This window comes from Herpetosiphon llansteffanensis (assembly GCF_003205875.1).
In the GTDB taxonomy this organism is placed as follows: Bacteria; Chloroflexota; Chloroflexia; order Chloroflexales; family Herpetosiphonaceae; genus Herpetosiphon; species Herpetosiphon llansteffanensis.
On the sequence record NZ_PUBZ01000097.1, the window covers coordinates 1 to 12,215 of the forward strand.

The 12,215-nt window shown below is 51.4% G+C and carries 11 protein-coding genes; 4 read left to right on the forward strand and 7 right to left on the reverse strand.

Annotated features, from left to right (window positions below; all coding sequences use genetic code 11):
- Window positions 1–248 precede the first annotated feature (248 nt).
- On the forward strand, window positions 249–1,385 hold the full coding sequence (gene sucC, locus C5S61_RS13415) for an ADP-forming succinate--CoA ligase subunit beta (protein WP_110515558.1): 1,137 nt from the start codon (window positions 249–251) through the stop codon (window positions 1,383–1,385).
- 1 nt (window position 1,386) lies between these two features.
- Here the strand turns inward: sucC and C5S61_RS13420 are convergent, their stop codons facing one another.
- Entirely contained in the window at window positions 1,387–1,818 is a 432-nt protein-coding gene (locus C5S61_RS13420) for a helix-turn-helix transcriptional regulator (RefSeq protein ID WP_110515559.1), read from the reverse strand.
- Window positions 1,819–1,958: 140 nt separating this feature from the next.
- Here C5S61_RS13420 and gmd point away from each other — a divergent pair, with 140 nt between their 5' ends.
- Window positions 1,959–2,939, forward strand: coding sequence for a GDP-mannose 4,6-dehydratase (gene gmd / locus C5S61_RS13425; RefSeq protein WP_110515560.1), 981 nt, complete (start codon window positions 1,959–1,961; stop codon window positions 2,937–2,939).
- Window positions 2,940–3,041: 102 nt separating this feature from the next.
- Window positions 3,042–3,923: a succinate--CoA ligase subunit alpha gene (gene sucD / locus C5S61_RS13430; RefSeq protein ID WP_054534859.1), complete on the forward strand. Its 882-nt coding sequence runs from the start codon at window positions 3,042–3,044 to the stop codon at window positions 3,921–3,923.
- 82 nt (window positions 3,924–4,005) lie between these two features.
- On the opposite strand, the gene C5S61_RS13435 is transcribed toward sucD, so the two are convergent.
- From C5S61_RS13435 to C5S61_RS13450, 4 genes are all read right to left on the reverse strand, one after another.
- Window positions 4,006–5,139, reverse strand: a complete 1,134-nt coding sequence (locus C5S61_RS13435; RefSeq protein ID WP_110515561.1) for an ABC transporter permease subunit — start codon at window positions 5,137–5,139, stop codon at window positions 4,006–4,008.
- The gene (locus tag C5S61_RS13440) at window positions 5,132–6,169 is read right to left on the reverse strand and encodes a carbohydrate ABC transporter permease (RefSeq protein WP_110515562.1); all 1,038 of its coding nucleotides are present in this window, start codon (window positions 6,167–6,169) and stop codon (window positions 5,132–5,134) included. The genes C5S61_RS13435 and C5S61_RS13440 overlap by 8 nt, the downstream gene beginning before the upstream one ends.
- A 167-nt stretch (window positions 6,170–6,336) precedes the next feature.
- Window positions 6,337–7,653: an extracellular solute-binding protein gene (locus tag C5S61_RS13445; protein ID WP_110515563.1), complete on the reverse strand. Its 1,317-nt coding sequence runs from the start codon at window positions 7,651–7,653 to the stop codon at window positions 6,337–6,339.
- 107 nt (window positions 7,654–7,760) lie between these two features.
- A complete protein-coding gene (locus tag C5S61_RS13450) occupies window positions 7,761–9,005 on the reverse strand; it encodes an ROK family transcriptional regulator (protein ID WP_054534856.1) in 1,245 nt (414 codons plus the stop codon).
- A 143-nt stretch (window positions 9,006–9,148) separates the two neighbouring features.
- Between C5S61_RS13450 and C5S61_RS13455 the strand changes: the two genes are divergently transcribed.
- Entirely contained in the window at window positions 9,149–10,513 is a 1,365-nt protein-coding gene (locus C5S61_RS13455) for an anaerobic glycerol-3-phosphate dehydrogenase subunit C (protein ID WP_110515564.1), read from the forward strand.
- On the opposite strand, the gene C5S61_RS13460 is transcribed toward C5S61_RS13455, so the two are convergent.
- Window positions 10,506–11,384, reverse strand: coding sequence for a tetratricopeptide repeat protein (locus C5S61_RS13460; protein ID WP_110515565.1), 879 nt, complete (start codon window positions 11,382–11,384; stop codon window positions 10,506–10,508). The two genes, C5S61_RS13455 and C5S61_RS13460, sit on opposite strands and share 8 nt — an antisense overlap.
- Window positions 11,385–11,473: 89 nt before the next feature.
- Window positions 11,474–12,169: an aspartate/glutamate racemase family protein gene (locus C5S61_RS13465; protein ID WP_110515566.1), complete on the reverse strand. Its 696-nt coding sequence runs from the start codon at window positions 12,167–12,169 to the stop codon at window positions 11,474–11,476.
- Between the last annotated feature and the right edge of the window lie 46 nt (window positions 12,170–12,215).

Below are 12,215 nucleotides of genomic sequence, written 5' to 3' on the forward strand. Positions count from 1 at the left end.
ACCCCTGACCCCTGACCCCTACTCCTATGTTCTATGTTCTCATCCTTCATCCCTCATCCCTCATCCTTCATCCCTCCTGCTATGTTCTATGCTCTATGCTCTCTGTTCTCATCCTTCATCCTTCATCCTTCATCCCTCATCCCTCATCCTTATCTTTGACTTCTCTTGGTGAGCCTGCTACCATGCCGAGGGGCTAAATAGCTTTGTTTAGCCATCTTGATTAATGCATTTACTCGTGCGGAGGTGCAATGAAGCTCCACGAATATCAAGCCCGTGACATCGTGGCTCGTTATGGCATTCCAGTTACAGGCGGCGGCGTTGCTGCGACGGCGGAAGAAGTTCAAAAAGTTGCCGAGCAAATTGGCGGCCCAGTGGCGGTTAAGGCGCAAGTGCATGTTGGCGGTCGGGGTAAAGCTGGCGGGATCAAGTTGGCCAACACGCCAGCTGAAGCCTTCGATGCTGGCAAAGCAATCTTGGGCATGGACATCAAAGGCCTGACGGTTGAAAAAGTGTTGGTTGCCGAAGCGATCACCTTTGAAAAAGAAATTTACCTTGGGGTGATTTTGGATCGGGCGACCAAGCGGGTTGTGCTGATTGCCTCATCAGAGGGTGGCGTTGAAATTGAAGAAGTCGCCAAAACCAATCCTGATGCAATTATCAAACTTGCAGCCGACCCGTTATTGGGCCTGCAACCCTACCAAGCCCAAGAATTGGCCTATAGCATTGGCTTAACCGATGCCAAGCAAGCGCGCCAATTCTCAAGCATTGCCACCGGCTTGTATCGCGCATTTGTCGAAAATGATGCTGAATTGGCTGAAATCAACCCCTTGGTGGTGTTGCCCAATGGCCAATTGCAAGCCCTCGACTCGAAGATTGTGCTTGATGACAGCGGTTTGTTCCGCCACACTGAAGTTGCAGGCATGCGCGACATTGCTGGCGAACCAGAATCAGAAATCAAGGCCCGCGAAAATGGCCTGACCTTTATCAAGCTCGATGGCAATATTGGCTGTATGGTCAATGGCGCTGGCTTGGCAATGGCAACCATGGACGTGGTAAACCTCTTCGGCGGCGAACCAGCCAACTTCCTTGACATTGGTGGCGGTGCGAATGCGCAAAAAGTGGCAGCAGCGCTCGATATTATTCTCGACGACCCAAATGTTAAAGTCGTCATGGTCAATATCTTTGGTGGGATTACCCGCTGCGATGAAGTGGCCAAAGGGATTGTCGAAGCCCAAAAAATCATCAAACGCCAAGTACCAATGGTCGTGCGTTTGGTTGGCACCAACGAAGAAGAAGGCCAACGGATCTTGGCTGATGCAAGCTTAACGCCTGCTTCAACCTTGGCCGACGCTGCTCAAAAAGCTGTCGATATTGCCAAACAATAAGTTAGCAGAGTTGGGCTAACATCGCCCGAATCAGCTGGCGCTCGTGCAGATCAACACAACTGCGCTGGAGTTGTTCTAAGCTGGTTTGCCAATGCAGCAGGGTTTCGGCTCTGGCGCTTGGCAAGCGTTCGCACCATGCCAAATCACGGGCACACAAGGCGAGCTGATGCTCAACTTCGCTGTAGCGCGGCGCAACACTCGGCAAGCGTAGGCTTTTGCCCTCAGGGTAAAACGTATTGGCAACCAACTCATGCGGTTCGAGCCGAAACAACCCTGCGAGCAAAATAACTGTGCGTTCCGATGGCGTGGCCAAACCCATTTCAAAGTGGGAGATCGCCACCCGCGAAAGCGCCAAGCGATCAGCGAGGGCCTGTTGTGTCCAGCCATGCAAGGCCCGTAAACGGCCTAAACGCTGGCCAAAAGATTCTGGCATTGAGCAATACTCCTACGCAGATTCGGCTTGATCATACTGCACATTCGCCATGGTGATTGCTAAGCAACTTAGCAGTCGCCGCCACCATATCGATATATGCTAGGCCGAGATTAACCTAGCCTAGATCGAATGAGGATAGCATGACCAAGAAAGTCGCAGTGGTGACCGGGATTACCGGCCAAGATGGTTCGTATTTAGCTGAGCATTTGCTCGCCCAAGGCTATCGTGTCGTTGGCATGGTACGCCGTTCGAGCACAGTTAATTTCGAACGCATCAAACATATTCAAGATGATATCGAACTGGTCACGGGCGATTTGCTCGATGAAGTTTCGTTAATTAACTTGCTGCAAACCTATCGACCTTCCGAGGTTTATAACTTAGCAGCCCAAAGCTTTGTCCAAACTTCGTGGTCGCAACCAGTTTTTACTGGCGAAGCTACCGCCTTGGGCGTAACCCGCATTCTCGATGCAGTGCGAACGGTCGATCCGTCGATTCGCTTTTATCAAGCTAGCTCGTCGGAGATGTTTGGCAAAGTTGTTGAAGTGCCACAAACCGAAAACACGCCCTTCTACCCACGCTCACCGTATGGGGTGGCCAAGGTCTATGGCCACTGGATCACCGTCAACTATCGTGAAAGCTACAATATGTTTGCTTGCTCAGGCATTTTGTTCAATCACGAAAGCCCCCGCCGTGGCCGCGAGTTTGTGACCCGCAAAATTACCGATGCAGTGGCCCGGATTAAGCTTGGCTTAGCCAACGAATTACGCTTGGGCAACCTCGAAGCTCAGCGCGATTGGGGCTTTGCTGGCGATTACGTCAAAGCCATGTATTTGATGTTGCAACAAGATCAGCCTGATGATTTTGTGGTTTCAACTGGCGAAACCCACTCGGTGCGCCGCTTCTGCGAAATCGCCTTTGGCCATGTTGGCTTGAATTACGCCGACTATGTGAAATTGGACGAACGCTTTATGCGACCTGCCGAAGTCGATTTGTTGATTGGCGACCCAGCTAAGGCCAAACGCGTCTTGGGCTGGCAACCAGAAACACCCTTCGAGCAACTGGTGACCATGATGGTCGAAGCCGACCTCGAATTATTGAAACATGAATACCGTATTTCATAAGGATGAAGGATGAGGGTTGAAGGATGAAACTGCTTGATTGCCAACATTTCATCCTTCATAATTCCTCCCTCATCCTTGCATTTGTCAAGGAGGACATTTCCATTGAGTATTTTGGCTGATAAAAATACCCGCCTGATTGTGCAGGGGATTACAGGCCGCGAAGGTGAGTTTCATTCGCGCCAAATGCTGGAATATGGCACAAATTTGGTCGGTGGGGTTACGCCTGGTCGCGGCGGCCAAAAAGCCGTTGATGGCCGCGTACCCGTTTTCAACACCGTCAAAGAAGCTGTTAAGGAAACTGGCGCAAACGCAACCGTTATTTATGTGCCTGCCGCCTTTGCTCCCGACGCTGTGCGCGAAGCCGCCGATGCTGGCATTCCCTTGATTGTCTGTATCACCGAAGGCGTGCCAGCCCTTGATATGGTGGCAACCTATGAGTTTGTGAAGCTCAAAGGCTCACGCTTGATCGGGCCAAACTGCCCAGGTTTGCTCACTCCTGGCGAAGCCAAATTGGGGATTATCCCTGGCTCAATCGCCAAGCCCGGCCCAGTCGGCGTGGTTTCAAAATCGGGTACGTTGACCTACGAAGCAGTTGATGCCTTGACCCGCATCGGTCTTGGCCAAACCTCAATCGTTGGGATTGGTGGCGACCCAATCATCGGCACCAACTTCATCGATGTTTTGGCAATGTTCCAAGCTGACCCAGCCACCGAAGCCATCGTTTTGATTGGTGAAATTGGTGGTAACGCTGAGCAAGATGCAGCAGCCTTCATCAAGGAAAATGTCACCAAGCCAGTTGTGTCGTTTATCGCTGGCCAATCGGCTCCTCCAGGCAAACGCATGGGCCACGCTGGCGCAATCATCGGCGCTGGTGGCGAAGGCACAGCCCAAGAAAAAATCGCAGCCTTGGAAGCAGTTGGCGCGAAAGTTGCCAAATTGCCCACCGATATTGCCAAATTGGTCGCCGAAAGCCTCGGCAAATAAGCCAATTGGTTGGCACAAAAAAACCACTCCAGCAATTGGAGTGGTTTTTTTGTTTGCGATACCAAAAGCCCCGCTGAAGGAATTAACCTTTTACCCCGCCCAAGGTTAAGCCACCAACGATATATTTTTGCAGCGCCAAGTAGACAATCGAGACTGGCAGCGAAATCATAATCGACATCGCCGCGAAGTTCGACCACGAAACCGTGGTGTATTGGCCGGTCATGGTTTGCAAGGCAATCGCCAAGGTGTAATTTTCGGCCTTGTTGATAAAACGTGCCGTCAAGGCAAATTCGGTCCAGCCAGCCATAAAGCCAAGAAAGGCGGTTACAGCCAGCGCCGGAGTTGCCAGCGGCAGAATGATGCGGAAGAAAATCTGGTTTGGCGAAGCGCCGTCAATAATCGCCGCTTCTTCCAATTCCTTGGGAATCGTATCCAAATAGCCTTTGAGATTCCAGATCGCAAATGGCAACGCGCCAGAGATCATTGCCAAGCCTACGCCATACAGCGAGCGGCCAAGGTCAAAAGGTTTGGCATTTTTGGGAATATCAATCCCGAGGCCACCCCATAATAACAAGCCAGCCACCGCCAAGCCTCCAAAGACCACAGCGATTGAGCCTGCCCTGAAATCATCGGAGCGAATCCGCGAGACAGTCATCAAGGCTAAACCTGCGACAATTAAGCCTGCCAGCACAAAATAGATAATGCGCAGCACTTCAAGGCTAGTGCGAATTTTGGCCAACATCGCGAACAATGGCGCAAGCGTGGCAATCCCTGGCATGAGCAAAATAAAGCCAATGCTCAAGAATAGAAACTTACGGCCTACAAAGTTCAAGCGCGAGAAGGCATAGGCTGCTGCAACCCCGATCATCACCGAGAAGAACGAAACCCCAGCTGCCAAGAAAAAGCTATTGCCCATCAACTTCCAGAAGGAAATATCGCCAGCAGTTTTAGAAAGTGGCTGATCAATTACCGCCTGATAGGAGCTAAGCGAAATCGACGAGGGAATAATTTCGAGCTTGCTTGAACGCGGGCTACCAGCTTCCTTGAACGAAAGTGTGACGATCCACATAATGGGGAACAAGACCGAAACTGCAACGACCAAGCAAAATACTTGGAGTAACAGTTGTTGCCACCATTCCAATTGACGGCCAGCACCGCGCCCACGAGCAAACAGGCCTTTGCGGCTGGTCGGTTGTGCAATAGATGAATTAGCCATCATATGACTCCGCTACTCGTGAAATCCGGGCAGTAATTGCCGAGATACAGCCAAGAATAATAAAGATAAAGACGCTAAATGCTGCTCCAATGCCAAACAGCGAGTTACCATTGATCAGCTTATAGGCTTGGGTTACCAAGATTTCGGTTTGGCCGAGCGGGCCGCCGCCGCTGATGAAGTAAATCACGTGGAAGAGATTGAAGGTTTGGATAATCCCCAAGATGGTTGCTGGAACCATCGCGGGGCGCAGCAAGGGCAGCGTAATCGTCCAGAATTTATTCCAGCCAGTTGCGCCGTCGATCGAGGCTGCTTCATATAATTCTTTGGGGATACTTTGCAGCGCACCGGTGGCCACAATCGTCATAAACGGCCAGCCCAACCAAATATTGGCAATCAGCATGGCAAAATACGAGAGTGGCAAGCCAAAGGCGACTGGTTCAACTCGTTGTAGCCAATCGATCCCAGCCTCAGGAAAGGCTGGCCCAAGAAAGATCTTGAGAAACAGATTGACCGCACCTTCTTTGGCATCGAACATATTGCGCCAAATTGTGGCAATAACCAGCTGGGGCAAAACCATCGGCAAAATATAAATTGCGCGATAGATCTTTTTAAACCACAAACCCTCGACGTTCAACAAGACGGCGATGACGATCCCCAGTGAAACGTGAAAAACCACATTCGAGAACGTCCACCAGATGTTGAAGCCCAAGGTGCGCCAGAAGCGAAAACTATTCAAGTCGGCATCAACAGTTGCCAACTTATCTTGCAAAATCAAGCGATAGTTTTGGAAGCCAACATATTCGGGAGCTTTATAGTTCGCAACGTTTGGGTTAATGCTGGATGGGCCGAAATCGGTCAGCGACATCCAAAATTGATAGACGATCGGATAGAACGTGATGATCGCCATCACGATCAGAGCGGGAAAAAGATAGGTATACGCTGTGCGCGACGTTCTGGTGCGTGTCCACCACGATTGGCGTGGAAGGTCACTATCACTAGCACGCTCGACGCTACTTTCTGCCGATGCCATGGCGGTGCTCCTTTGCTGACAGGGGCGGGGTCGGATTGATTGGTATCGCGTGAGCGAGGAACTGGGTGCAAGACTACGGCATCGTTTACAGCACTATCTTTGGTAAGCCCACCATAGCCTTGGCGCAGCCCGTTCCATCACAAGGATGGAACGGGCCAATGTTTGCCTTATTTACCGTTGGCGAGGTCCATTGCAGCACAGGCATCGGTGATAGCCTTGGTTGCTTCTTCGCCGCCGTCAAGGGCCTTGGTCAACCCGTCACCAACTGGTGTCCAGAAGTTACCAAGTTCTTTGTCTTGTGGGCGAGCATAGCCGGTTGAAGCGGCTTGGCTGAAGCCCAAGACCAACGCATCGGTTGGTACAACATTGATGTCTGCTGGAACGTGTCCAGCTTGTTCGGTGTACAGTTTTTGTGATTCGGTGTTGGTCAAGTACATTGCCAAGGCAACTGCACCTTCAACGTTTTCGCTGTTGATGTTGACATAGAAACCGTCAACGCCAGTCAATGGACCAGCAGGACCTTTTGGCCCAGCAGGCATTGGAGCTACAGCCAAGTTTTCGCCCAAAGCTTTTTGGTAGTCGGCCAAAACCCATGGCCCGTTGATGATCATGTCTGCTTTGCCTTCGCTGAAGGCTGCATCTGCGCTAGGACCATCGGTGGTGAAGGTTGCGCCAGCAGCTTTGAGGTCTTGCAAATACTTGAATGCATCGCCGCCACCGTTGGTCAAGCCACAGGCTTTATCGGCGGTGAACAAGCTAGCACCGAAGGCTTGGAAGAAGCCAAAGTTGTGGTAAGCGCTTTGGTTCAAGACCAATTTCTTGCCATCTTTGACCATTTGCAACAACTCATCGGTGGTTGCTGGTGGGGTTGCGATGGTTGATTTGTTGTAGTACAACGCTACAGCTTTGTATGATTCTGGAATCCCGTACAACTTGCCATCAACTGACATGCCTGCAACACCAGCTGGGCCGATGTTGGTCAAGTTTGCTTTGTAGGCATCGAGGTCGGCCAACAAGTTTTTGCGAGCCAAATCGCCCAAGCTATCGTTTGGAGCTAAGAACAAGTCTGGGCCGCTGCCGGTGGCAACGTCGTTTTCAAACTTGCTGAATACTTGGTCGAATGGCACTTGCAACACGGTGATGTTTGCATCTGGGAAAGCAGTCTTGGCATTTTCGATCAACGTGGTTAACGTTGCATCTTCGCTGCCACCGGTGCTATAGGCGTGCCACAAGGTAATATCGCCAGTTGCTACCATGCCACCAGTGGTTGGGGCGGTGGTTGCAGCGGCGGTTGCTTCAGCAGTTGCTTCAGCGGTTGCATCTGTAGTTGCGGCGGTTGGTGCGGCAGTTGCTTCTGCAGCGGTGGTTGGTGCGGTGGTCGCTGCAGCGGTGGTTGGTGCAGTGGTTGGGGTTGCGCTACCACAAGCTGCCAATAAGCCGACCATCATCACGCTGACGAGCAGGAAGCTCATAAATCGCTTCATTGCTGTACACTCCTTTGTACCAAATTAGGGAATCTGTACCGTGCCGATTAGGGCGAACAGGTGAATACGATCTCGTGGCGTTGGCCACGATCCGTCAAGGGCAATCGTTAGCTTGCCAACGACCCAACTTCGTTGGAATGCACGCCTAAGGTGGCGGGCCGTTCCAAGGCTGGCGGCGCAAATAAGCGCTCGGTGGCAAGGGCTGCGGCTCCCAAGGCTGCGACATTGCGGCCTAGTGCGCCGGGCACAATCGAGGTATTATTCACAGCAATCGATAATGCGCGGCGCGCAACCGTTGCCCGAATAGTCTCGATTAATAATGGTGAGGTTTCCGGAATAACCCCGCCAATGACAACCCGATCAGGGTTGAATATATTAATGATACTGGCGATTGCTACCCCAAGATAGTGGGCAGTGCGCCGCAAAATAGCTTGAATTTCGGGACTGCTCTCCGCTTTGCGCACCAAGGCATGCACATCATCATCGGCATTTATCAGCTTTTGCTCACGCGCTAGCCGTAAAACCGTAATTTGTGATGCCAAGGCTTCAAGCGAGCCAGCATTGATTGGCCCAAATGATTCGTCGTTTTCGACGCTGAGCGTGGTATGGCCAACCTCGCCAGCGCTGCCAATCGAGCCACGGAATAGATGACTATCAATAATCAGGCCAGCGCCAATCCCAGCGCTACTCATATATAAATAGACCATGTTTTGCGCACCTTGGCCAGCGCCCCAGCGATATTCGGCCATGGCTGCCAAGTTGGCATCGTTATCAATTGATACGGGTAAGCGGAAGGTTTGGCTTAACTCTTCGCGAATCGGCACGTTATCCCAGCCAGGCATAACTGGCGGCGCAATTGTGCGACCATTGCGAAAATCGAGTGGGCCAGGCACGCCAACCCCAATCGCACTAATGCGGCCTCGGCCAACTGGCGATTCGGTCAGCATTGTGCTAATCAATTGTTTGATCAGCGGCATGCCAACTGTGGGGCCATCATTGACATTAAAGGAGATTTGGCGGCGTGAACAGATGCGGGCGTTTAAATCGGTGATAACGGCGCTCACGGCGTTGCGCGAAACATCAAGCCCAATAATATAATTAGCTTGATAATTGAATTCGAGGATGATTGGCCGTCGGCCACCTTTGGAGGTTCCAATACCAGTTTCAGTCACGAGGCTGGCATCAATCAGATCGTTGATGATGCTCGAAACCGTTGAACGACTTAACTTGGTATGCTTAGCAATATCGGCTCGCGAAATTCGTCCTTCACGCCGAATTAACTGGAGTACCAGGGCGCGGTTGAGTTCTCGCATCAAACTCAGATCAGCTGTCAGTGCCGAAGGACGATTCATTTGGAAGCTCCTACTTGGTAAGTGGCTCCGATTTTAGCAACTATTTGGTACTTTGTCAAGACAACAAACAAACATAAGCGTTTTATTATAGAATGCGATTTAGGCCATTCCAAGGCTTTAAATCGCAACTGAGGCTATTCGTTATGGATGATCGATTATCAATCCGCTTGGAGCAATCGCTCGATTTTTGTATTAAATGTAATATCTGCACCACAGCATGTCCGGTGGCTGCCGTTACTGATCTCTTTCCTGGTCCGAAATATGTTGGCCCACAAGCAGCGCGCTTCCGCCACGATCAAGCTGAGCATTCGCCCGATCATTCGGTCGATTATTGCTCTGGCTGTCGGGTTTGTAACGAGGTTTGCCCTACTGGCGTGCCAATCGCCGAACTCAACGCCCGTGCGCGAGCACAGATGGTACGCGAAAAAGGTTTGCCTTTGCGTAATCGTATGCTTGGGCGCTCGGAGTTGCTGGGCATGCTTGGTACACCTTTCGCACCACTTGCCAACTGGACAATGACCAATCGGCCAATTCGTTGGTTGATCGAAAAGCTGTTTAAGATCGATCGGCGTGCACCGTTGCCACAGTGGTCTGGCTATACCTTGCGTGGTTGGGCGCGCAAACATCTACCCCGCGCCGCCACGCCTTTGCGTTGGACATATGGCCTGCGTTCGTGGCTCAGCCGTACCGCGCTGGTGCCGCTCGAACAACGCCGCTTGATGCAAAATCAAACCCAACAACAAACAGCTGTGCCATCAATTTCGCGCAAAGTCGTCTATTTTCATGGCTGCTCAACCAATTATTACGAACCACACGTTGGCAAAGCTGCGCTCGAAGTGTTGAACCGCAATGGCTGCGAGGTGGTTTTGGCCAATCAGGGCTGTTGTGGCTTGCCAATGCTTTCGAATGGCGAATTCAAGGCTGCGCGGCGCTATCATGCTGCCAATGTCCGTTCGCTGTTGCCATGGATTCGCCAAGGCTATGTGGTGGTGGGAACCTCGACCAGCTGTACGTTGACGCTTAAAGATGAAGCGCCCGAATTGCTGGGCTGGCATGATCCTGAAGTTCAGTTGCTGGCCGAACAAACCTATGATATTTTCGAATATTTGCGTTTGCTTGATCAAGCAGGGGAATTTGATCGCAACTTGGGGGCGATTGAAGAAACGTTGCCTTACCATCCGCCATGTCAATTAAAAGCTCATCGCATTGGCTTGCCAGCGCGTGATATTTTGGCCCATATTCCTCGTTTGCAGATTGATCGGAGCCAAGCTGCTTGTTGTGGCATCGCCGGAACCTATGGCTTGAAAACCGAAAAATATGGCATTGCGATGGATGTAGGCAAGCCGTTGTTTGAGTGGGCCAACGCGCATGCTGCTGATACCGTGCTGTGCGATAGCGAAACTTGTCGCTGGCAAATTAGCCACGGGACGGGTTTGGAAACCCGTCATCCCGTGGAACTTCTAGCCGAGGCCTATCGCCGCTTTGATCAACAGCGCCAACTTAAATAACGCTGGTTTCAACTTTGGCTCGCCAAGCAGCATGGACATAGCCGCCTTCGCGGTCGGAATGTTCGATCCGTTCAAAACTAGCACGTGCTGCATCAACCTGGCCCATTGCGCGTTGCAGTTGGCCGATGCGATAGAGTAATTCTGCTTGTTGCGGAATTGGACAACCATTCAATAAGAGTTGTGCTTGATCCAAGGCCAATTGAACTTGGCGCTCCTCGTTGGCCAACAATGCCAATTCGGCGCGCGCAACATACAGGCTGGCTTTGGCAGCAACATGCGGAGCCAAAGCCAAGCCTGCTTCGATCCATTGTTTGGTGGTTTGGCTGGCTTCGTCAAAATGCAAACTCAACAAGGCGTTGTGGCTATAGCTCAAGGCCAATTGCTCATCCAACACCAAGGCCATGCTGGCATAATGGCGGGCTTCGTTCCAATCGCCGTGGGCAGCCAGCGCCCGGCTCATTTCTAAATAAATTGGAGCATGGAAGGGATACAATTGATCGGCCCGTTCGATGGCTTTGATGGCGGCTTCGGTTTCGCCTTGGGCCAATTGAATCGAACCCATGGCCAACCAAGCATCAGCTGAATCGGGATAAATCCGCAGCGACCACAAGACCAAGCGTTCTGCTTGGGCATACGAACCGTGCGACCAAGCGCGACCTGCGTACCATACTAAGGCGATGCGAGCAACGAATAAGCCAATCAACAATTCGCTGAGTAAGGCTACGCCAACTGCTTGATTGGTTAAAAAGTACAAGCCACAGAGCGCTGGAAACACCACCAATTCTGGCATGAGCATCACCGCCCGACCAACCCGTATTCCCGTGGTTAGATGTCGTCGTTCCTGCCGTTGCGCCGTCATGATTGTTGCCATAGCTCAACCCCTTATTACATATACTCGTATCGGGGTTAAGTATCGCTCAAGGTTGTGACAATCAGTGTCACAACCTTGGAAAATTTGTGCTATTTTTCTAAGCTCCATGCCACTGCTGCTTGGCCATGCAACAGCGTTGTATCGAAGAGTGGCACATCGCAATCAGCTTGGTTAATCAACAAGCCAATTTCCGTACAGCCCAAAATAATGCCTTCTGCGCCAGCGGCCACCAAATCGTTGATGATCGCCAAATAGGCAGCTTTTGAGCGAGCTTCGATTTTGCCAAGGCACAATTCATCGAAAATAATCCGATGCACTTCATCGCGTTGTTCAGGCCCTGGTATAACGACCCCTAAACCATAGCGTTCGCGCAATCGCCCAGCATAAAAATCGTGTTCCATGGTGAAGCGCGTGCCAAGCAAGCCAATGGTGCGCAATTGTTGGGCTTGAATCGCCGCTGCAGTTGGATCGACGATATGAATAAACGGTACTTCAACTGCTTGCTCAATCGCCGTCGCCACTAAGTGCATCGTATTGGTACAAAGCACAATACATTCTGCACCAGCAGCAACCAAATTACGGGCAGCTTGGGCCAAAATCTCACCGGCGGTTTCCCATTGATCGGCTTTTTGCAAGGCGGCAATTTCAGCAAAATCGACCGAATAGAGCACACATTTGGCCGAGTGTAAGCCCCCAAAGCGTTGCTTGACTGCGTTGTTAAGCACCTGATAATAGCTGACACTTGATTCCCAGCTCATCCCACCGATCAGGCCAATCGTTTTCATACAATGCTCCTTCGCACGAGGTTCAAACACAATTGGAGCAATGGTT

What these genes read in the sequence shown, in the direction of transcription:
- sucC (WP_110515558.1), top strand. Translation starts at nt 249, where the DNA reads ATGAAGCTCCACGAATATCAAGCCCGTGACATCGTGGCTCGTTATGGC.
- C5S61_RS13420 (WP_110515559.1), bottom strand. Translation starts at nt 1,818, where the DNA reads ATGCCAGAATCTTTTGGCCAGCGTTTAGGCCGTTTACGGGCCTTGCAT.
- gmd (WP_110515560.1), top strand. Translation starts at nt 1,959, where the DNA reads ATGACCAAGAAAGTCGCAGTGGTGACCGGGATTACCGGCCAAGATGGT.
- C5S61_RS13435 (WP_110515561.1), bottom strand. Translation starts at nt 5,139, where the DNA reads ATGGCTAATTCATCTATTGCACAACCGACCAGCCGCAAAGGCCTGTTT.
- C5S61_RS13440 (WP_110515562.1), bottom strand. Translation starts at nt 6,169, where the DNA reads ATGGCATCGGCAGAAAGTAGCGTCGAGCGTGCTAGTGATAGTGACCTT.
- C5S61_RS13445 (WP_110515563.1), bottom strand. Translation starts at nt 7,653, where the DNA reads ATGAAGCGATTTATGAGCTTCCTGCTCGTCAGCGTGATGATGGTCGGC.
- C5S61_RS13450 (WP_054534856.1), bottom strand. Translation starts at nt 9,005, where the DNA reads ATGAATCGTCCTTCGGCACTGACAGCTGATCTGAGTTTGATGCGAGAA.
- C5S61_RS13455 (WP_110515564.1), top strand. Translation starts at nt 9,149, where the DNA reads ATGGATGATCGATTATCAATCCGCTTGGAGCAATCGCTCGATTTTTGT.
- C5S61_RS13460 (WP_110515565.1), bottom strand. Translation starts at nt 11,384, where the DNA reads ATGGCAACAATCATGACGGCGCAACGGCAGGAACGACGACATCTAACC.
- C5S61_RS13465 (WP_110515566.1), bottom strand. Translation starts at nt 12,169, where the DNA reads ATGAAAACGATTGGCCTGATCGGTGGGATGAGCTGGGAATCAAGTGTC.